The 20,082-nt window shown below is 51.1% G+C and carries 18 protein-coding genes; 6 read left to right on the plus strand and 12 right to left on the minus strand.

Annotated elements, in window-relative coordinates; genetic code table 11:
• The coding region (locus V7723_RS11265) for a hypothetical protein (protein ID WP_335684569.1) at positions 1-444 on the plus strand (444 nt) is incomplete at its 5' end.
• Positions 445-771: 327 nt separating this feature from the next.
• Here the strand turns inward: V7723_RS11265 and V7723_RS11270 are convergent.
• Entirely contained in the window at positions 772-1,200 is a 429-nt protein-coding gene (locus V7723_RS11270) for a DUF805 domain-containing protein (protein ID WP_335684570.1), read from the minus strand.
• 686 nt (positions 1,201-1,886) lie between these two features.
• Between V7723_RS11270 and V7723_RS11275 the strand changes: the two genes are divergently transcribed.
• Positions 1,887-3,125, plus strand: a complete 1,239-nt coding sequence (locus V7723_RS11275) for an aromatic ring-hydroxylating oxygenase subunit alpha (RefSeq protein ID WP_335684571.1) — start codon at positions 1,887-1,889, stop codon at positions 3,123-3,125.
• Here V7723_RS11275 and V7723_RS11280 read toward each other — a convergent pair.
• The 8 genes from V7723_RS11280 to V7723_RS11315 are packed head-to-tail and all read right to left on the minus strand — an operon-like array spanning position 3,122 to position 11,784.
• Positions 3,122-5,380 carry a tetratricopeptide repeat protein gene (locus tag V7723_RS11280; RefSeq protein ID WP_335684572.1) on the minus strand — a complete coding sequence of 753 codons (2,259 nt, stop codon included), beginning with the start codon at positions 5,378-5,380 and terminating at the stop codon, positions 3,122-3,124. The two genes, V7723_RS11275 and V7723_RS11280, sit on opposite strands and share 4 nt — an antisense overlap.
• 4 nt (positions 5,381-5,384) lie before the next feature.
• Positions 5,385-6,722: a BatD family protein gene (locus V7723_RS11285; RefSeq protein WP_335684573.1), complete on the minus strand. Its 1,338-nt coding sequence runs from the start codon at positions 6,720-6,722 to the stop codon at positions 5,385-5,387.
• Positions 6,722-7,381, minus strand: a complete 660-nt coding sequence (locus V7723_RS11290; protein WP_335684574.1) for a hypothetical protein — start codon at positions 7,379-7,381, stop codon at positions 6,722-6,724. The genes V7723_RS11285 and V7723_RS11290 overlap by 1 nt, the downstream gene beginning before the upstream one ends.
• A complete protein-coding gene (locus V7723_RS11295) occupies positions 7,372-8,352 on the minus strand; it encodes a VWA domain-containing protein (RefSeq protein ID WP_335684575.1) in 981 nt (326 codons plus the stop codon). Before V7723_RS11295 ends, V7723_RS11290 begins: the two co-directional genes overlap by 10 nt.
• Entirely contained in the window at positions 8,349-9,332 is a 984-nt protein-coding gene (locus V7723_RS11300) for a vWA domain-containing protein (protein WP_335684576.1), read from the minus strand. The genes V7723_RS11295 and V7723_RS11300 overlap by 4 nt, the downstream gene beginning before the upstream one ends.
• Positions 9,325-9,825 carry a DUF4381 domain-containing protein gene (locus tag V7723_RS11305; RefSeq protein WP_335684577.1) on the minus strand — a complete coding sequence of 167 codons (501 nt, stop codon included), beginning with the start codon at positions 9,823-9,825 and terminating at the stop codon, positions 9,325-9,327. Before V7723_RS11305 ends, V7723_RS11300 begins: the two co-directional genes overlap by 8 nt.
• A 27-nt stretch (positions 9,826-9,852) precedes the next feature.
• On the minus strand, positions 9,853-10,791 hold the full coding sequence (locus V7723_RS11310) for a DUF58 domain-containing protein (protein WP_335684578.1): 939 nt from the start codon (positions 10,789-10,791) through the stop codon (positions 9,853-9,855).
• A gap of 21 nt (positions 10,792-10,812) precedes the next feature.
• Positions 10,813-11,784 carry an AAA family ATPase gene (locus V7723_RS11315; protein WP_335684579.1) on the minus strand — a complete coding sequence of 324 codons (972 nt, stop codon included), beginning with the start codon at positions 11,782-11,784 and terminating at the stop codon, positions 10,813-10,815.
• Between the two features lie 242 nt (positions 11,785-12,026).
• On the opposite strand from V7723_RS11315, the gene V7723_RS11320 reads away from it, so the two are divergent.
• Positions 12,027-13,523, plus strand: a complete 1,497-nt coding sequence (locus V7723_RS11320; RefSeq protein ID WP_443024218.1) for an arylsulfatase — start codon at positions 12,027-12,029, stop codon at positions 13,521-13,523.
• Positions 13,524-13,588: 65 nt separating this feature from the next.
• On the opposite strand, the gene V7723_RS11325 is transcribed toward V7723_RS11320, so the two are convergent.
• Entirely contained in the window at positions 13,589-15,298 is a 1,710-nt protein-coding gene (locus V7723_RS11325) for an alkaline phosphatase family protein (protein ID WP_335684581.1), read from the minus strand.
• A gap of 132 nt (positions 15,299-15,430) precedes the next feature.
• Positions 15,431-15,751: an NIPSNAP family protein gene (locus tag V7723_RS11330; RefSeq protein WP_335684582.1), complete on the minus strand. Its 321-nt coding sequence runs from the start codon at positions 15,749-15,751 to the stop codon at positions 15,431-15,433.
• A 74-nt stretch (positions 15,752-15,825) separates the two neighbouring features.
• On the opposite strand from V7723_RS11330, the gene V7723_RS11335 reads away from it, so the two are divergent.
• Both V7723_RS11335 and V7723_RS11340 read left to right on the plus strand, forming a co-directional pair.
• Positions 15,826-16,506 carry a helix-turn-helix domain-containing protein gene (locus V7723_RS11335; protein WP_335684583.1) on the plus strand — a complete coding sequence of 227 codons (681 nt, stop codon included), beginning with the start codon at positions 15,826-15,828 and terminating at the stop codon, positions 16,504-16,506.
• Positions 16,507-16,539: 33 nt separating this feature from the next.
• Complete coding sequence (locus V7723_RS11340; RefSeq protein ID WP_335684584.1) at positions 16,540-17,478, plus strand: SMP-30/gluconolactonase/LRE family protein; 939 nt, start codon at positions 16,540-16,542, stop codon at positions 17,476-17,478.
• Positions 17,479-17,536: 58 nt separating this feature from the next.
• On the opposite strand, the gene V7723_RS11345 is transcribed toward V7723_RS11340, so the two are convergent.
• Positions 17,537-18,682: an FAD-dependent monooxygenase gene (locus V7723_RS11345; protein ID WP_335684585.1), complete on the minus strand. Its 1,146-nt coding sequence runs from the start codon at positions 18,680-18,682 to the stop codon at positions 17,537-17,539.
• A gap of 138 nt (positions 18,683-18,820) precedes the next feature.
• On the opposite strand from V7723_RS11345, the gene V7723_RS11350 reads away from it, so the two are divergent.
• Positions 18,821-20,068: a type III PLP-dependent enzyme gene (locus tag V7723_RS11350; protein WP_335684586.1), complete on the plus strand. Its 1,248-nt coding sequence runs from the start codon at positions 18,821-18,823 to the stop codon at positions 20,066-20,068.
• The last annotated feature ends 14 nt before the right edge of the window (positions 20,069-20,082 follow it).

Raw genomic sequence — 20,082 nt, forward strand, 5'->3', positions numbered from 1 at the left:
CATGATCTTGGCCTTGTTGACGCTTTTATCAAGGAGGACAGATTTGAAGTTGATGGGGCAGATGCCGCGGCAGATTTTTTGTCGAGGAAAGGGTATCCAGACGCAAAGATAGCGATTGTCTGGGATGCTATCGCCTTACACGCGACTGTCTCCATACCCCAGCGAAAACAGCCGGAAATCGCGTTGGTACAATTTGGGGCTGGCCTGGATATTGGCGTGTTTCCGATTGATACGTTGACCAATCAGACCATTTCAAAAATCCTTGAAGAATTTCCAAGACTGGGTTTCAAGGAGGCCATGTTGTCGGCGATGGCATCTGTCGTTGAAAAAAAACCCATGACCGGGGCAATCAACCTAATGGGAGACGTTGGCCGGGAATGCGTTCATGGATTTCATATACCGAGTTTCTGCGACATCGTCCGGGGAGCTCCCTTTGATGAATAGGTGGCTGTGACATCGCCGTAAGAAAAGAGCAGCGTGTTCAGGAGAGATAGAAAAGGCAAAATACATAGACTTCCACTCAACTAACGTGGTTGTATTTTGCTGAAACTGCCTTGATGGGCTTAGGTGACGTTGAAGATAAAAACGAGTGGAAGTTAATGTGACAATACCGTGTCGCATCTCTTTTCACTACTCAACGATTTTCCTCTGACGATACCCAGAGAAGATTAAGTGAGGCTGGAACGGCGACTACCCTGCCTATGAAGAAGGCATCTTTAGATGAGCAATTTTCAGCTAAGTTTTTTTCAATGGCCGATTGAGGGCTATTCTCTAGGAGTAGGATCTGCTGGGATAGAATAAGAGGAGCAAGAAGTATAGTGTTCCGACAATAGGGATACATAGCACGAGCGTAAGCCATTTTGAAAAACCCATATCCTGCGCCCGAAATACGCAGCTAGCGGTACCAGTATAGGTAAAAAAGATAAATCCAATGGTGATCAACAGAGCAATATAAGGGGAAATTGTTTCCAGATTCATAGTTTCCATATTGGGATATAGCGTTTCCATTTCAAACCCCACAATAGAGCTGTATATGATGAACAAAACGGTCAAGATAATCTGCGCGCCGAAAAACATCAGGCGGGATATGGTAAAATCTCTGTTGGAAAAGATGATTGTTAGTATAGCAATTGCAAACGGTACGATAATAACGCCCAAACTCAGCAATATAATGGTTAAGTCACTTGAACCGTCTAACATTTTCTTTTTCTTAAAATATTGTAACGAATGCAAAATAGTAAGTGCCCGGATTGCTTGGCCAGATAGAGCTAAAACCAGCAAATTTTCCGGGATTTTCTATTTCTATTGGTGAAAATTTAATATCTCGTAAATTTCTCCGAAAAGTTCCTGAATAGATTTGAATTCGAGACGAAAAGGGAACCCGATTAAGGCGTCTCATGTGACGGCGATGAAGACGAGGGTTGGTCTCGTTCGGGCAGACTCTCCGCCACTTCGTTACTTTCGCCTTCTTCGTTTGAAACAGTTTCTGAGAAAATACGATCTTACATTCAACGAAAATAGATGACCGGTTATGATCCAAGCGGCCATTCCGTAGCATGATTGCATAGAGCGAATTTGGCGCCACCATTGACGCTTGAGAACTCCGTTATCCCAACAACAGCATCAAGCTACGGTTGCGTCGTAATCGCGTTTACGCTGAACGAAAGGTCGGTAATTGGATAACCTCCGCATAAAATCTACCCCTTCCTTCGCCCGCTTGAACGCTATAATCCGCTCCCCGATTACCATTGAGGGATAAGGGAATACCTTGTTCCGATCATGAGGTACCGTCATCTATGCCTTTACGACTCGATTGATATAATATTTATTGATCGGGCAGACGACATAGTGGGTTTCAAACAAATGCGGATTGCATAGGGGAAATAATGGAACATCAAAAACAGGTCGAGATCCTTAAAGAATTGATCCGGCAACTGGATAACAAGGTCAATGTTGATGCCGAAATTATGTACCGCAATCCAACCTCAGCCTATACCTGTCCGCAAATGGCGAAAAAGGAATGGGATCAATTCTTTAAAAACCATCCGCAGCTTATCGGATTAGCGGGCGATTTGCCGACGGCGAAGAGCTTTCTGACAACCGATGATTTTGGCGTCCCCATCTTGGCAACCCGGGATGAAGAAGGAAAATTTCGGGCTTTTCTCAATGTATGCCGACATCGCGGTGTCAAACTTGTCAGCGAGCGACGGGGCAGTAAAACAAGATTTGCCTGTCCTTTTCATGCCTGGACTTATGATAATGCGGGCAGCCTTGTCGCAGTGCCGCAGCAAGAACAATTTGGTGAGATAGATAAATCCTGTCTTGGTTTGATTGAGCTTCCCGCGGTTGAGCAATATGGCATGCTCTGGGTTCATCCCCAACCAAACGGGCATTTGGACGTGGATTTGCTCTTGGGGGAAATGGCGCCCGAACTTGCCAGTTGGCACTTTGGAAAAATGGTTGCCGTTGATACCACCGTAATCGACATGAAACTGAATTGGAAATTGGCCAACGATACGTTCGGTGAGACGTATCATTTTCAGAAACTCCACAAAAATACTCTGGGTAAAGTGGTCTATGGCGATAATTTATCTTACGAAGCCATGGGTAAAAACCACCGTTTTGTCTTTGCCAGCCGGACCATCGACGCGGAACGTTTGAAGCCAGAGGAAGATTGGCGACTGCTGGGCGGCGCCACCATGGTGTATTATATATTTCCGAATATTCAGCTGATCATGAACCGCGGTACCGTGGATTTGGTGAAGATTTACCCGGATCCAGACAATCCCGGTCGTTCTGTCAGTAATATTGGCCATTATTTTTCGGAGAAAGTTGTTGCCCTGAATGCTCCGGAAGCTGAGGATGTTGACTTGCAAAAAGCCGGCGATGCCTATGAATATGATCCCGCGCGTCTCAAGTCACCGAGCTTGGCCATGGTTATCGAGATTTTTACGAGTACCATTCGTAAAGAAGATTATGCGATGGGCGAGTTGATCCAGGCGTCTGCAGAAAATGGCACCATGGAATATGTGATATTCGGGCGCAACGAACCCGCTTTGCACCATTATCACAATACCTACCGTGCGGCTCTGGAGCTGCCGCCACTTGAGGAATATCGTGGCTAGTTCTTGCTGAATAGCTGTTGAAATGCTTCGGGAATAGCATATCCCGGATCCTGTGCGAGTAAGTTCAAGATGGTCCGCTTTGCGTCTTCCTTGCGCCCTAATTGGAGAAGGGCATTTGCGCTGAGAAAGAGTGCATCAGCATTTGTACTATCGACCTCGGAAAGGGCTTTCAACGCTTCTTCATTTTGTCCGGCTTGGCTCAGGATTGCAGCATAATCCAGCATTAAAGTTGTATCGCCGGGTTGCAGCGAAAGGGCTCTTTGCAAATGACCGATGGCTGCTTCGAATTGCCGCTGGCTCGCGAGGTGGTTCCCATAAAATTGCTGGATGACCGGAGAGTTCGGTAATGCTGTTTCGGCGGCGTCTAGGGTTTTACCTGCAAGATCAGGACGTTTTTCCGCGATATCAAGCCGGGCCTGCATGATCCAGGCGTCGCTAAGCTGGGGATCGATCGCAAGTGCTTCGGTAATTGCCGCCCTAGCGGCAGGGATGTTGCGAATTGACAAAGCAAGTCCAGCGAGAGACATCTGTGCATTCGGATGATCCGAATTCGCTGCGACAGAGACCTGAAATTCTCTGAATGCCGCCGCGACACTTTGGCGTTGACTGGGCGATAGGGCCCGCGCGGGGACGTCCAGCATCGACCGTGCCGCCGCGATACGAACAGTCTTAGCATCGTCGGTCAACAGGGCTGGGAGGCGTTGTACCCGAAGTTGTACCGGGGCTTGTCGATGAAGTCGCGCGGCGACACCGCGGATGAGGTCACTGTCATCTCGCAAAAATGCCGCGATGCGGGGCCAAGGCAGGTTCGCGCCGTAGGGAAGGGCGCGCTCCAGCGCTGACGCCCGAACAATGGCGGGGTAATTCTCGTCTTCGGCGACGGTCAGGATATTCTCCAACGCAGCCTTTGTGCCTTTCTCCGTATCGAACATTCCGAAGACTTCTGCAAATCCCTTGGGGCCCTGTTTAGTGTCGGGGTACCAACTGCTCATTTGCCGCTCCGCCCAGATCAGACCGTTACTTTGATGACAGGAAACGCAGGCATCTGGCGTTCTAAGCGCGCGGCTTTGCGCCGGGTTCGGGATTCCAAAACGGTGATCCCGGCGATCGTCGACTTCCATATAGTTTTGGGTCGGCATATGACAGGAAACACATTGCCCGCCTTCGGACGCGACAGGATGATGGTGATGCTCTTCACTGTCATAGGTCTTTTTCGGCAGGCTCGGGAATTCCGGATTGCCGGCCGGATTATGACACTGCGTACAAAGACTGTTATCTTCAGCCTTGATCTTGCCCGAATGGACATTATGGCAGTTGGAGCAGGTGACACCCGCCGCATACATCTTGCTTTGCTTGAAGGAGCCTAAGACATATACCTCATCTTTGATCTGACCATCGGGATGATAAAGATCGGGGCGTAGCAGCGCGAGATCATAATGATCGGCAAATGAAGTGCCAGGAAGAGGGCTGTTTCCACTTAACGCGCTGCGGCGGGAATGGCACGCCGCACATTGTTGGATCTCGATTTCTGAAGGCGTTGCGGCGTGAGACTGGACAAAGCCCTTTGAATCAATGCCGAGATAATCCTGTTGGCGGAACATATCGGGCTTTTCCGCCCATTTTGCATGAGCTTGTCCAGGGCCGTGGCAGGCTTCACAGGTTACGCCGATTTCACTCCACTGACTTTTGAAACTACGGGTTTGAGGTTCATAGTTTTTCTGGAAATCCGTCGCATGGCACTCTGCGCAGCGGCCATTCCAGTTTTTATAGACACCTTTCCAGTGTAAGGCATTCCCCGGAACGTTATCCGTTTGCCCGGGAAAGACCATGTACCATTTCTTGCTTTCCGTATCCCAGGCGATATCGAGAACCTGCAGTCGTCCACCTTCTTCGGCAATAAGATATTGCTGGAGAGGACGTACCCCAACCGAATACAGTATTTCACTGACTTCAGGCAGTCCCGCTTCATTGTTTGTTTCAATCCAGAATTTATTATCAGAGGTGAAAAACCGTGTTGTGACACCGTGATGCTCGAAGGTTATGTCCCTAAAATCTCCCAAGACATTTTCTACCGTTGCCGGACGCCAGGCCCAGCTATGATCTGACTGTTCCCAAAGCTCATGTTCCTGCTGGTGACAGCTCTGACATTGTTCGGATTTGACAAAAGTCGGTACTTTTGCCTGCTCCTGTGCACGAACTGGCGCGGAAAGGCTCAGGCCTATAACCACCAAACAAAACCAGAAAGAGCGTGTCATAAAATTAGGCTTTCTTTGTCTTCGGGTTGAGTGTTATGGCATCTGAGCGAGATGGTTGCTGGGCAAAAGTCTGGAGTATGTCGCGCCGTAAATTAACTATTCCCGTGCGTATTTCAGACGGTGTAGGGGCATCGCCGTTTTTCCTGGCCGCGTACGGAGTTCGAAGAAGGGTATGAAGAAACGTCTTATTCTTTATGTCAGTTATACAGCCATCAACATCCGCCAACGTAAGAATCCCTTCTTTTTTGTATAGTACCGAAAGCCAAGCCCAGATATCATTATTCAAAACTGAGGGCGATAGAGTAACGCATCTGCGCCGCAAGCGTTTGAATATATATATTTCGGATCGCTTGTATCGTCTCCCATAATCCGCAATAGCCCCAATCACTTGTTGGCCATATCTATAAGTAAGATAGCCGCCTCCGGCAACGCATATCAGGATCCAAAGGATGCTGATCAGGTTTGCCCTAAGAGCATCGATAAGATTGACCAGAAATTTTCGAATGCGGTTGCTGTCAGGAGCAGAAAGGCCAGCACCTGCTATCTTTGCGACCTCATAGGAAACGGCTGGTAGCGTTACTATATCGATTGCGTTTTTGGACAAATCCCATATCTCATAGGATATCTCCGGTACCGTTACGTTTCCGACCGTTTCGGCAATGTAGACCATCCGATCAATCCGTTGGGCGCTGTATTGCCCGCGATTTATATTGTCTGAGAGTTGCGGTGTCTCTGGATATGCTGTTAGCCCGTCAATATTCGCGAAATAAGCGGGCGGTAGAGTCAGCGCCAATGTATCCTGAGCCGTGATACGGATTGTTCTGGTGATGGCATCGCCTTGTTTAATCTCGGTTTCAACAGGCACAACCTCCTGCTGGATTTTGATGTTTTTGCCGACAATTAGACGCGCCAGATTTTTCGCGCCCGGCGGCACGGTAACCTGGAAAGAAACAGGTTCCGTCGCGATGGATTTTTCCGGGGTTTCACTCCAACTGACAGTAACTGCGGGAATAGTCAATTCGCCAGATCGTTTGGGAATTACCGCGTACTTTTTACGAATGCCGATAATCTGTTGACCCTTTTCAGTTTTACTGTAGCTCGTACCCAACTGTTCTGGTTGAAGGATAATGATGCCGTCGACAGCAATGTCTGGAAAAAGAAAGGGTCCCAGTTTTTCGTCGTCTGTATCAATATCGATATACAAGCTGACAGTCTGTCCAACAACAATATCTCCGACATCATCAAAATAGGCACGGGCTTGGGTTTCTGCGGCGACATCGACTGTTTTCAGAAAAAACAGAAAGGTGAGGGTGAAAAATTGCGCTGTAAAGAGCTTTTGCATTAGTTGGCCGTCTCCTCTGAAGATCCGGAAGACGTGCCCGTTTGATATTGATAGGAAAACCGTAAGCCGAGAAAATCACCCAGTGTTGTCTGAACGCGCCGCATCCACATTTCTTCCAGCTGTGCATCGCTTAACCCTTCACTTTTGAGCTGTTGCCGCGTTACCTCCGTGCCTGACTGTTCCCCCAACTTGTTACTGATAGTACGATCTGCGCCGAGCTTGCCGCCGGTGCCGCCGTTGTCTTCATATGTTTTCTGGTCAAGCTCATAAAGGTCGCTGACCCATTTCAAATTGAAAATTGCTTCTGGAAAATCAGGCTTTAGGTCGAGGGCAGCCTTGTACGCGTCGATTGCCTCAACAAGCATTTCGGCGCGGGCGAAGGCATTGCCGCGTAAGAACTGACCGGCGGCTGTTTCAATATTTTCCGAGGCCGCTGCTGCCGCTTCGAATTTTTCGGCTTTGTAAAATGCTTGTGCTTTCCATTCAGCGTTTTCAAAGAATTGGGCGGCCTTATCATATTGCGCGTGATCGAAATACCATCGGCCCCGTTGATCTGGAGTCAGCCAGAGATCCCAAAAATCAGAAGCCTGTGCCCCGTTACTTAAGAAAAGGCTTGAGAGCAAGATAACAGCTCCGAGAATGTGACGCTTTACGACCATCGTAATGTCCACCCCCGTCTTGCCCATGGTAATAGCAACAAAACGAGTGGCCAGAGCAGGTAATATCCTGCATCAATCCATTGCTCGTCTTGGCCCGACAGAAGCACATTTTCAAGATGGGTCGCTATCAATCGCTGAATTCTACTTATATCCGATCCATCCAGGCTTTCAGCAACCACTGTCCCTCCCGTTACCGCGGCTATTTCGTCGAGGCCGCGAATATTTGTGCCTTCGATGGCGGCGTTACCGGCTTCGGCAGTTTCGCCAGTTTCCGTCCCAAACCGCCAGAAAAGATATTGTGGCGGTGTCACATCGGCCGGCTTGGTAAATTCAACAGCAAGCGAGGCGTCAATGCCATCTGTGGCATAAAGGATTGTGCCCGGTATGGGGTTGCTGGCTAATAATTTGTTGGCAAGAATAAGCGCTTTCTCTGGTCGATCACCCTCGACGGGCATAATGCCGGGTGTCAGGTTTTCCAGATATAGATTAACCAAGGCGGGGTCATTGGTTGGCGGCACTACCATATGGCTCGTGCCGGAATAAACGACAACTCCGATTTGCGAAGACACATTTGTCGCGACGAGATCGCTGATTTTTTGTTTTGCCCGTTGCAGACGGCTTGGTTTCACATCCTCTGCCAACATGGACGGAGTTAATTCCAGAGCGATGATCAGAGGGGCGTTATTCTGAACGAAAGGCGTTTGGATTCTTTCCCATGCGGGTCCCGCAGCAGAAAGAATAAGCAAACAAAAGGCTGCGGTAAATAGATGGAAAGGGCGGATGCGATTGTTACTTCGGGCGCTAATGATCAAGTGCTCAAGAAGAGCGGGTTCAATGATCCGCTGCCAACGCCATTGACTGGATGTGAACCCTCTTAGGGTAAAGTATAGCCAAATGACACCGGGGAGCAGAAGCAACCACAAGGGGCGCAGGAAATGGAAATTGTCGATGAAGTTCGAAACAGATGTCATGATCTTTTTCCCTTGCCTTTGGGAACGAGCATAACAATCAGTAAAATAAACACGGTCGCAATCATCGCGTAGACGAAATACAGAAAGAGCGGTTGTTGCGGTGTGTAGGAAATAGTTTCTACTTTTTCTGGTTCCAGGGCGTCCAGGGCTGTGTACACATTTTCCAGCTGAGCTGTGTCTAATGCCAGAAAACTTTTTCCGCCGGTTAATGCCGCAATATTGTCCAGTTTTTCAAGATCAAGGGCCGTTTCCCCAACAGACTCCGGATCTCCCATGGCAATGGTATGGATGATGACATTATTTCCTGCCGCAATGGAGGCGGCTTTGTCCACCGGCATTTTACTGCCGGTATCATTTCCGTCGGTCAAAAGAATGGCGACTTTATTTTCGCTTTCACTGCCCTCGAACATCTTGAGACCAAGACCTATGGCATCACCGATCATCGTTTTTGGTCCCGCCATGCCAGGTTGCACTTCCGCAAGCAGGTCTTTGAGAACAGTATGATCGAGCGTAAAGGGCACTTGGGGGAAGGCTGCATCGCCAAACACAGCTAAGCCGATCCGATCCGACTCTCGTCGATCAACAAACTCGTCGACGACTTGTTTGACGGCGTCCAGTCGCGAAATCAGTGTCCCATCAGGAGTTTTGAAATCGGCAGCCTCCATGGAACCCGATAAATCGACGATGAGTAAAAGATCACGGCCGGAATTTTGCCAGGTGATGGGTTCCTGGAAAAGAACGGGCCGGGCCAGCCCGATGATTAACAGACACCAGCACAGCAGGAACATCAATTTTTGAAACCAGTTTTTGGTGATCACCGTGTCGCCTTTTTGGGGCTCTTTATCTGTCAGGGCCCCGATTTTGGACAGGAACGGGACTTTGACGGCGTCACCGGTTTCCTTGAATTTTGTGGTGAGCCAGAAGACAAGAACCGGAAGTGGCAGCAAGATAAAGCCATAAGGGAACTGAAACTCAAACATGATGCTTCTTGAGCCAGACAATGCTTTTTTGAACAAGGCCGTTCAATGTCGCGATGTCCGTGAGGCTTTTTTCAGAGAGCGTATAAGGGAGGGCGGAAAGTAACGCGCTGTCCTGAGGGTCAAACACCGGTTGTTTCAGCTTGTTATTTAGCCAATCTGTAAAGGATCGGCCCCGCAAACTGGCAACTTCGTCTCGATCATATTGTTGCAGGGCAGTTCGGCGCAGGATAAGCGGGATCTGCGAATAATTCAGTTGTTGATCAGAAATTTCCTGTAGATCCCTGATCGCTTGCCGGAGATAGGCTTTTTGGCGCCAGCGCCGTAAAAAAATGGCAATAAGGATGCAAAAGAATAGACCGAAAAGAACAACGAGGAACAGCCAGCCAACGGTCTCGGGAAAGTACGAAACGGGATCAGGCAAGGGGATTTCCTTTAAGCCCCACATCCGGTTGGACCCAAAGAGTTCCGATGCTGATGTGCTGTTATCGGTCATCACCAAACCTTATGTGACATTGCGGCTTCATCGTGCCCCCAAAAGACGGCTAAGCTGGCGGAACACTTCTTCATCTGTTTTAATATTCAGAACCGGAATTCGCCGCCGTAAAAGCAGTTTCTTTCCCTGATCGAGGCGCTGCTCAAATTGTTTTGTATATTGGCTGCGGAAGGCTTCATCGGAACTATCGAACTCCAATTGCAATCCAAAATCACTGGCCACCAGCGATCCCGCATCGGGAAAGGCCTCTTCCAGCGGATCGGAGATAAATCCGATGACCACGTTATTATGGCGCGCCATATTGGTCAGCAACATACGGGTTTCCGCGTCTGCACCGCGCAGGTCGCTGATGATGATGACAAGCATGTCATGGGAGACTGTGCGGCTGACCCGCTTGAGCACTTCATTGAGGCCAACACGTGGCTCCTCTTCGCTTTCTTGCGAGGAGAGCAGAGTATTGAGTTTGACGATGGAACGGAGCAGCTGCAGTACCGTTTTTTCGCTGCGGTTGGGGCGGATTTCTATAGTATCGGTGGCGTTGAAGACAAAACCACCGACCCGATCACCAGCGGCTAAAATGCGCCAGGCGGCGAGGCTGGCCAGCTCTGCCGCGGCCACGGACTTCATTGTTCGTTGTGAGCCAAAAAACATGCCCGGGCGCTGATCGACAACCAGAATTGACTGGCGATCCCGCTCTTCGGTGAAAATTCGGGTATGGGGTTTTCCGGTGCGGGCGGTGACCTTCCAGTCAATGGCGCGGACGTCATCGCCGGGTCGATACTGGCGTAATTCTTCAAAATTTAAGCCGCGCCCGCGCAATTTGGATCCATGCCGTCCGGCGAGCAGGCTGCGGGCCGGTTGCCGCGGTAAAAAGGAAAAACCGCGCGCTTGATATTTCAGCCGATACAGGGACTTGATGTCGGTATAGGCGCCGGCGGTGGTCGTCTTTGCTTTTTCAGTCACCATGATCCTGTGCCTTTTGGGTTCTCAGGGAGCAGCAACAAGCTCGACAATTTTCTCAATAACCTGATCGGGCGTGACATTATCGGCGTTGGCCTCAAAAGACAGGATGAGGCGATGTCGCAGAACATTCTTGATGATCGCCCGCACATTGTCAGGCGAGACGAAATCCTGCCCCTGCATCCAGGCATGCGCCCGCGAACAGATATCAAGGCCCAACGATCCGCGTGGACTGGCGCCGATTTCGATCCAGCTGTCCAGCTCTTCCGAATAGCGGTCCGGGAACCGCGTCGCATAAATCAAGTCGACCATATATGTCTCGATGGCTTCGGAGGTATGAATTTCCTCAATTTCTTTTCGCGCATCGAAAACCACGCTTTGCGCTGTTGGGCCTGAGTCAGAGGGCGCTGCGGCGGATGACTTCATTTCACCGCGGACCAATCGGATGATCTCGATTTCTGACGCTTCATCGCCATATTCCAGCGATACATGCATTAAAAACCGGTCAAGCTGCGCTTCAGGCAACGGATAGGTTCCCTCCTGCTCGATCGGATTTTGGGTTGCCAGAACCATAAACAAGTCAGGCATTTTATGGGTGTTGCCAGCGACGGTGACTTGCCTCTCTTCCATGGCTTCGAGCATGGCCGACTGCACTTTCGCCGGCGCGCGGTTAATTTCATCGCCCAGAATAATGTTGCCGAAAATCGGGCCCGGATCGAACTTGAACACCCCGCCGTCCTCGGTGCTGTGATAAACTTCAGATCCCGTAACGTCAGCGGGCAATAGATCAGGCGTGAATTGGATCCGTCCAAATTCCGTTTCGAGGTTGCGGGCGAGGGCCTTGACGGCCCGGGTTTTTGCCAAGCCAGGTAACCCTTCCAACAGAATGTTGCCATTGGCCAATAATCCAATCAGGAGCCGGTCAATGACATCTTCCTGACCGATGATTGAGGCTTGCATCTTTTGCTTCAAAAGATTGATTTGTTCCAGAGCTGTCATAAAGCATACCAAAATAGAGTTTAAGATTTCGACGTTATACGATAGCATGATTTTGTCGAATATTTATCTCCCAGTAATCTTGCATAATAAATATTATTTAGTCTATGGTATTAGTCCGGGGGAACGCAATTTCGAGAGCCACGAGTACTGTGGCTGAAGACATTTGCCAAGGAGCGCAGAGAATGTCACATTTTTCAAGAATTGGACGAGCCATAGTGCTGGGCGTCTCGGCGGTAACGCTGATGACGACCGCCAGTATGGTGCAGGCCCAAACGGAGAAGCCAAATATTCTGGTGATCTGGGGCGACGATATCGGCCAAAGTAATATCAGTGCCTATACGCGCGGCATGATGGGGTATCAAACTCCCAATATTGACCGAATTGCCAACGAAGGCATGATTTTCACCGATTATTATGGGGAGCAAAGCTGCACGGCAGGGCGTTCCACATTTGTAACCGGTCAAAGCGTTTTTCGGACAGGCCTGTCGAAAGTCGGTCTGCCTGGCGCTAAGGAAGGCATGCAGATTGAGGATCCTGCCATGGCCGTGGTGCTGAAAGCACAAGGCTATGCGACCGGTCAATTTGGCAAGAACCATCTGGGTGACCGCGATGACATGCTGCCGACTAACCATGGTTTCGATGAATTTTTCGGCAATCTCTATCATCTGAATGCAGAAGAAGAGCCTGAAAACGAGGATTATCCAAAAGATCCTGCGTTCCGTGAAAAATATGGACCGCGTGGCGTCATCAGTTCAACAGCCGACGGTAAAATTGAAGATACCGGACCGCTGACGAAAAAGCGGATGGAAACGGTGGATGACGAAACCATTGACCGCGCGATTAACTTTATCGAGCGTGCAAATGCCGCCAAGAAACCTTTCTTTGTCTGGTGGAATGGCACACGCATGCATTTCAGAACCCATGTGAAAGAAGAATTGCGGGGCATTTCCGGTCAGGACGAGTATTCGGATGGCATGGTCGAGCATGACCGCCATGTGGGCAAGCTTCTCGACAAGATCGACGAACTTGGCATTGCCGACAATACCTTTGTTTTCTATTCCACGGATAACGGCCCGCACTATAATACCTGGCCCGATGCCGCCTCAACACCGTTTCGCGGTGAAAAGAACACCAACTGGGAAGGTGGCTGGCGTGTGCCGGCAATGGTCCGTTGGCCTGGTAAAATCAAGCCGGGCACTGTGAGCAATAATATTGTTCATCATATGGACTGGCTTCCTACTTTCGCCGCGATGGCCGGTGATGCAGACGTGAAAGAGCGTCTGTTGAAGGGAACCACTATCGGTGCCCGGAAGTACAAGGTTCATCTGGATGGCTACAACATTCTTCCTTATCTAATGGGCGAAACGAAAGAAACAGAGCGCAAGGAGATCATGTATTTCTCTGATGATGGTGATTTGACAGCCATGCGCTATCAGGACTGGAAGCTTATCTTCATGGAGCAGCGTGCCGAGGGAACATTGCTCGTCTGGGCAAATCCTTTCACACCGCTGCGTCTTCCGTTGATTTTCAACCTGCGTCGGGATCCGTATGAGCGCGCGCAAGTCACATCAAATACCTATTATGACTGGTTGATTGATCGGGCCTATTTGCTCGTTCCAGCACAGGCTTATGTTGGCGCGTTCCTGCAGACTTTTGTCGAGTATCCACCACGGCAGAAAGCGGCGAGCTTCTCGCTTGACGCGGTCATGGAGAAATTGACGTCACCGACAAATAACTAACGTCTAAAGCTGAAAAGCGCGGGATCCGAGAACGGTCCCGCGCTTTTCTTTTGTCTGATCGACGTCTAGTTGATGACTTCGATAAGCGGCTCGGCAAAGGATCCCGAGGGAGGTTTTGTTCCGGTAATTAACGACAGGGTCGGTGCGATATCCACCGTATGGACCAGCCGGTGTATCCGTTGCGCCGGGATACCTTTACCGACGAAAATGATCGGAACATAAGTATCATATCGCCACGGAGAGCCGTGACTGGCGGCGACCACAAGGCCATCAAAATCATTGATAAAACGATTGGGGTCAAACACCACATAGATATCGCCAGACCGGTTGGCATTGTAGTTTCTCAAAACCGATTGCAAGATCGGTGTATCGGGGAGTTGACCGGACCGTAAAGCGCTGCTGGATACCGCGGCTGCGACGCCGTCAAATTTTGAAATCTCTTCGGCGACGGCGGCTTCGACCACATCTAGATCCAGTCCGGCATCGGCAATGGCTTTGCGGTTAAGATAGAGATAGGGATGGAAATAAGTGGAAATCAATTCTTCTCCGATGCCAAAGCGTTTTTTCAGGGCCGTGATTGCCCCGGCTTTATCAAATTCGGTTGGATCGATATAAGCGGCCTCAAGTCCCAATTCATTGAGATAGCCCGGCGCCTCGGGACCGCCGTGATCTGCAGACAGAACAATCAGGGTATTCTCAAGACCAATTTCCGTGTCCACATAGTTTAGCAGATCGGCCAAAGTGCGATCGAGCCTGAGGACATTGTCTTCGGCTTCCAGGCTGGACGGTCCGAAAATATGCCCGACATAATCCGTTGAGGAAAAGCTCACCGATAGGTAATCGGTGACATCGCCTTTGCCGAGGGCCTCATTTTTCAGGAGCTCCTTGGCAAAATCGAGGGTTATTTCGTCGCCGGCCGGACTGAGGGTCAGGAAGGTGGTGAAATATTTCCCGTCCCGTTGGCCATAGGGATGGGGAAATGTCCGTCCAAAACCGGGTAACGCTGTCTCATAAGCCCGGTCATCATGGCCCCCGAAAAGATACGTCGCCGGGTCATGCATTAGCGCCCAGTCTTGCCCCACATAGCGAGCCGTTGGATCCTTTGCATTAAAAGCGCTGACCCAGTCAGGGTAATCTTCGTAATAATATTGGCTGGTAATAAATTGGCCCAGCTGCTTGGAAAACCAGAAGGCTTTGCCCGTATGGCCCGCCATGGAAATGGCTCCGCGGTCTTTCACCGAAACACCGAATATTTTTGACCTGCCGCCGCGGTTTAATTTCAGCTCGTCGCTGTAAGTAGAGACCAGTATTCTGGACGGCGAACGGCCATCGGAGCGGGCGGTGCGCTGGGTTGGATCGATTTCTGTTTTTTTATCGACCCCGGCGCCTTCACTCAGGATGGGGTAGCGGGCATCTTCCACATTATATGTGAGCTCTCCGGTTATCCGGTCCAGCCAGACATTTCCGATCATGCCATGGTGCGCTGGATCTGCTCCGGTGGCCAGAGTTGTGTGACCCACAATGGTTTCTGTATTGGCGTGTTGGTGGTGCGCATTGGTATAATAGGTTCCCGTGTCCAGCAGATATTTGAGGCCGCCCTCGCCTAACCGGTCGTAATAACGGGTCGGCAAGTCGCCGCGAAACTGATCGACGGTAATTTGCAGGACTAGTTTCGGCCAGACTGAATTCTTGTCCTGTGCATTAGCCAGTGTTGCGGAGGCAAACAGGACGCCTGCAATCAAAAGACTCGTCTTCGTCACGGTCAGCTTAAACATACAAAATCCTTTCGACAGCGGCGACAACTGCTTGTGAGTTTCGCCTTTTCATGATTTTGATGTTCGCGGAACACGATGTCAATTGTCGCAGTCCTAATATTAGCCCCTGGAAATCTTTTAAATACGGGGCGATTATTTGTCTGACGTGAGATTTGAAGCCAATTTCAGAAACGTACGATTTTCGCGGATCAGGAATTTTTCCTGCTGGGCAAAGCGGTAGTTTTCCTGACCCAGCGGGTCGTTGGCGAGGCGGGTACGATAGGCCTCATAGGCCGCGAGGCTCTCAATGTTATACACCCCATAGGCCAAGGTGCTGGACCCTTCATGCGGGGCGTAATAACCGATCAAGTCGGCGCCGCAACGCGGGATGGCCTCGCCCCAGTTGCGCGCGTATTGCTCGAACTGTTGCTTTTTCGTCGGATCGATGTGATAGCGGATAAAACAGGTGATCATGATTTGGTCCTTTCAGGATTGATGCTGCGACTTTAACCCTTGTTTTCCCGCAATGCTTCGGTTACCATCGAACTATGAAAGAAGGACCAGACATAGCTCTTTTGGGATCCCTGATCGGCGATCCGGCGCGGGCCAATATGCTGACCGCGCTGATGAGCGGCAAGGCGCTGACCGCGAGCGAACTGGCGGCGGAAGCCGGGGTGACCCTGCAAACAGCCAGCTCACATTTGGGCAAGATGGAAACGGCGGGTTTGTTGCATTTGCGCAAACAGGGCCGCCACCGATATTTCTCGCTGGCCGATGATGATGTGGGCGGCTTGCTCGAAGTGATGATGGGGCTGGCGGCCAAAAAAGGCCATGTGCGAACCCGCACCGGGCCCAAAGATCCGGCCTTGCGCAAAGCCCGCGTCTGCTACAATCATCTGGCCGGTGAAATGGGCGTGCGGGCGCTGGATAGCATGCTGGCCGAAAAATACCTGACCCTGAAGGCTGAAAAATTGGATTTGACGACCCGCGGGATCGCGTTTTTACGGGATATGGATATTGACACGGAGCAGCTGGAGAAATCCCGACGGCCGATGTGCAAGTCCTGCCTCGATTGGAGTGCCCGGCGCAGTCATCTCGCCGGATCAATCGGTACGGCATTGCTTGATCGGTTTTATGATCTGGGCTGGGCGAAACGGGTGGCGGGCTCGCGGATTATTACGTTCTCGCCCCGCGGTGAAAAGCAGTTTCTGGAGCATTTTCCGTTGTAATTTGGCGGTACTAGGGAAGAGGGGACACTAACGATGCCAACGACACAACCCATGCCACCGCTGACCAAACTGACGGTCCCGTCACAAGGCCCTGAAGATGTGTTGGTGGCCGAGGATGGCACGGTTTACTGTGGCACCGGTGACGGCTGGATATATTGCCTTGATCCACAAACCCGCGCGGCGGAGGCTCTGGTCAATACCGGCGGCGTGGTGTTGGGGTTCACGTCTCAGGATGAAAACACGCTGGTAATTTGCGATGCCAAGAAGGGACTTCTGGCCTTGGATCTTGCGACAAAGGCTGTGCGGATTCTAACCGATCAGGTTGAAGGGCGGCCTTTGTTGTTTTGCAATAATTCTGATATCGCCGCCGATGGCACCATCTATTTCAGCGAATCCTCGACCCGTAACCGGATCGAAAATTCGAGCCGCGATATCCTCGAGAATATTCCCTCGGGTTCCTTATTCCGGCGACATCCGGATGGGCGGGTCGAAACGCTGCTGCGTGGATTGTATTTTGCCAATGGCGTCTGCCTTGCCCCCGATGAAAGTTTTGTCCTGGTTGCGGAAACCGGCGCGGCGCGGATCATGAAATATCATCTGACGGGTTCGCGTATGGGCCAATCGGAAATCTTTGCGCAGACCCTGCCGGGGCTTCCAGATAATCTATCTCTTGGATCTGACGGATTGATCTGGGTGGCGATGGTGGTGGAAAATTCTCCGCGGCTGACGGGCCTTCAGGCGCGGCCGCTTTGGGTGCGAAAGTTGGTAACCAGACTGCCGAAATTCATGTCCCCACCGCCCGGGCCTTTTCTCCGGGTTCTGGCTTATGCCCCCGATGGTAGCTGCCAGTTTGATTATGAGGGAGACGGGGAGATCTTCAAGATGGCGACGGGGGTGCGGGAAAAAGACGGACGGGTGTATCTGGGGAGTATTGCCGAGTCCGCTATTGCGGTATTCGATCACCCGGCCTGAGAGCCAACACATGAAAATTTCTAATGTTATCGGCTAAATATATCAATTTCATTCATGTTTATGAATTGGAGAGCAGGCGATCCGTTGCCAGTTTCTTCCAGCCATAGACATTCAGCGGTCCGCGTGACTTGATCATCAAATAGCGCATGGCACGGCCGATCCAGGATTCCATTTTCAGAAGATGCGGCAGCGGCCCGTCGGAATATTGCACGACCCAGCGAATACGGGCTTCGCGCCGCGCCTGATAACTTTCCAGAGCCTGATCAATATTCTGCATGGCGAGGGCGTCAGCCAGAATGTTGGTATCTTCAAGCGCGGCCGCGGCGCCCTGCTGGATAAGCGGCGAACAGCCATTGGCAGCATCGCCGACAAAGACGATCCGGCGATCATAGAATCGCGGCTCCGTCACCGATAATAATCGCCCGGTGACGATTTTGACCTCGTCCAGTTTGGACAGAATTTCCGGTACTGGACCGCCATAGCCAGAAAAGATTTTGCGCAGGTTATCCGCCGCATTATCGGTCAGATCCGCCGACGGGGAGTGTTCATGGATATGGCCATAGCAATAAACCGCATTGGCACTGATCGGATAGGCCATGAATAAATCCGTTTTGCCCATCATATAGATAGGCTCCAGTCCATGTTCGGGCAGGGTGACGATAAATCGCCAGCAGCGCATCTGATGATCGCGGATGGTTTCCTGACCTTCAAAATTCTGACTGCGAACCGTGGAATGAATACCATCGGCGGCGACCACCAAATCATATTTGCCGTCAAGGAGCTCATAGGAACAGCTAACATCCACCTGATCGTCCGCATGGACGACCGACAGCAGTTTGGTGTTATGGCGAATCTTATGTTCCAGGCCGACGCTCAGGGCCGCATGCAGATCCTGGCGTTTCATGGCAATAAACATTTCCTGATCAAAGGGGGGATCGGTCAGGTTGGCTTTGCCGAGTGTTTTACCGCTGGTCGTGGTGTAGTTGATCTCCTTGACCTGATGATAGCGTCCGGCCAGGCTGTCGAAAACCTTCAGATCTTTCAGTTCGCGCACCGCATTGAACGGCAATGCAATGCCGGCACCGGATTTATACTCGGACGGTTTCTCGTCGATAATGTCGAAATCCAGATCAAAATGCTTCAATCTGCGCGCCAGTGACAAGCCGGCAATGCCGGCCCCGACGATCAATATTTTCGAGGTCAAAATTGTAACTCCACATCCACCCATAGGAGGGACAATCCTACCTGACTTTTCCCGCGCAAAAAAGCCAAGTTTTTCAACCTGCGTAATTTTTGCGTATTATGCTATTTTGCCACTGGTGAGAGTTGATTTTTTCTGATAATGACGATTTCTCTTTCGATTGAATGGATGGACCGCTTGGACCAATCAGGCCTGCATATCTTAAACGACGCCGACGGCTTTACGGAGAATTCCGAGATAGCCCTCGAGGGCCTGCGCCGTTATGACAACGAAGCGATCGCCATTGAGATTGAGCAATGCGACGACGCACTGCATTTCCTGTATGCCGACAAGATCACCGCTGCGGCGACAACGTTTCTGTCAACTTTTCCCGGCACAAGCCTGTATGCAGCGAAGGCCAATCCGCACCCGGCGGTCCTCAAGCTTTTGTGGCAGACCGGGATGCGGGACTTTGAAGTGGCGTCGGTTCGCGAGGTTGAGCAAATTCAGGCGCTGTTGCCCGACGCAACATTGTATTTTATGCATCCGGTCAAAAGCCGGAAGGCCATCCGAACCGCGTATGCGCTGGGGGTGCGGCATTTCGCTTTCGACAGTCTGGACGAGCTGCGCAAAATCCGCCAGGAAACGTGCGAAGCGCCGGATCTTGCCCTGCATCTGAGGGTCAGCGTTTCTCAGCAGGGGGCTGAGTACCCGTTGGGCGACAAGTTTGGCGCGACCTTGATTGAGGCGCCCTTGCTGCTGGTCCATGCCCGGCAATTTTCGGAAAAACTGGGGATCACCTTTCACGTGGGATCGCAATGCCTGGATGTGACGGCCTATCATGCGGCCCTCAAGGATATCGCCGGTTTGCTGGATGGCGCCGGGCTATCTTTGGATATGTTGAATGTGGGCGGCGGATTTCCGGTGACTTATCCGGGCATGCCCGCGTTGCCGCTTGCCGATTATTTCGATGAGATCCAGCGGGCGTTGACGGAATTCGGCTTTGACGGGCTGGAAATATTTTGCGAACCCGGCCGGGCCTTGGTGGCAGAAGGCGGGGCGGTTGCGGTTCGTGTGGAAATGCGCCGCGGGCACTCCTTATATTTAAATGACGGCACCTATGGTGCGCTGTTCGATGCGGGTCAACCCGGCTGGAATTTCCCCCTGGAGCTTTATCCGGCCGGCCGCCTTGGCAAGAGTGACGATATGGCCTTGTTCGAATTCTACGGGCCCACATGCGACAGCATCGACAGAATGTCGGGGCCCTTTACTTTACCGGCAGACGTGCGGGAGGGGGACTGGATAATCTTTCGATGTCTCGGCGCCTATGGCTATGCCATGCAAACCAGATTTAATGGATTTTACTCCGAAACCACCGTGGCAATCGCCAGTGAAACAACTTCGGATTAATCGATCAACTTTAA

The sequence above is a fragment of the Sneathiella sp. genome (genome assembly GCF_036960985.1).
Classification (GTDB): domain Bacteria; phylum Pseudomonadota; class Alphaproteobacteria; order Sneathiellales; family Sneathiellaceae; genus Sneathiella.

What these genes read in the sequence shown, in the direction of transcription:
- V7723_RS11270 (WP_335684570.1), bottom strand. Translation starts at nt 1,200, where the DNA reads ATGTTAGACGGTTCAAGTGACTTAACCATTATATTGCTGAGTTTGGGC.
- V7723_RS11275 (WP_335684571.1), top strand. Translation starts at nt 1,887, where the DNA reads ATGGAACATCAAAAACAGGTCGAGATCCTTAAAGAATTGATCCGGCAA.
- V7723_RS11280 (WP_335684572.1), bottom strand. Translation starts at nt 5,380, where the DNA reads ATGACACGCTCTTTCTGGTTTTGTTTGGTGGTTATAGGCCTGAGCCTT.
- V7723_RS11285 (WP_335684573.1), bottom strand. Translation starts at nt 6,722, where the DNA reads ATGCAAAAGCTCTTTACAGCGCAATTTTTCACCCTCACCTTTCTGTTT.
- V7723_RS11290 (WP_335684574.1), bottom strand. Translation starts at nt 7,381, where the DNA reads ATGGTCGTAAAGCGTCACATTCTCGGAGCTGTTATCTTGCTCTCAAGC.
- V7723_RS11295 (WP_335684575.1), bottom strand. Translation starts at nt 8,352, where the DNA reads ATGACATCTGTTTCGAACTTCATCGACAATTTCCATTTCCTGCGCCCC.
- V7723_RS11300 (WP_335684576.1), bottom strand. Translation starts at nt 9,332, where the DNA reads ATGTTTGAGTTTCAGTTCCCTTATGGCTTTATCTTGCTGCCACTTCCG.
- V7723_RS11305 (WP_335684577.1), bottom strand. Translation starts at nt 9,825, where the DNA reads ATGACCGATAACAGCACATCAGCATCGGAACTCTTTGGGTCCAACCGG.
- V7723_RS11310 (WP_335684578.1), bottom strand. Translation starts at nt 10,791, where the DNA reads ATGGTGACTGAAAAAGCAAAGACGACCACCGCCGGCGCCTATACCGAC.
- V7723_RS11315 (WP_335684579.1), bottom strand. Translation starts at nt 11,784, where the DNA reads ATGACAGCTCTGGAACAAATCAATCTTTTGAAGCAAAAGATGCAAGCC.
- V7723_RS11320 (WP_443024218.1), top strand. Translation starts at nt 12,027, where the DNA reads ATGACGACCGCCAGTATGGTGCAGGCCCAAACGGAGAAGCCAAATATT.
- V7723_RS11325 (WP_335684581.1), bottom strand. Translation starts at nt 15,298, where the DNA reads ATGTTTAAGCTGACCGTGACGAAGACGAGTCTTTTGATTGCAGGCGTC.
- V7723_RS11330 (WP_335684582.1), bottom strand. Translation starts at nt 15,751, where the DNA reads ATGATCACCTGTTTTATCCGCTATCACATCGATCCGACGAAAAAGCAA.
- V7723_RS11335 (WP_335684583.1), top strand. Translation starts at nt 15,826, where the DNA reads ATGAAAGAAGGACCAGACATAGCTCTTTTGGGATCCCTGATCGGCGAT.
- V7723_RS11340 (WP_335684584.1), top strand. Translation starts at nt 16,540, where the DNA reads ATGCCAACGACACAACCCATGCCACCGCTGACCAAACTGACGGTCCCG.
- V7723_RS11350 (WP_335684586.1), top strand. Translation starts at nt 18,821, where the DNA reads ATGACGATTTCTCTTTCGATTGAATGGATGGACCGCTTGGACCAATCA.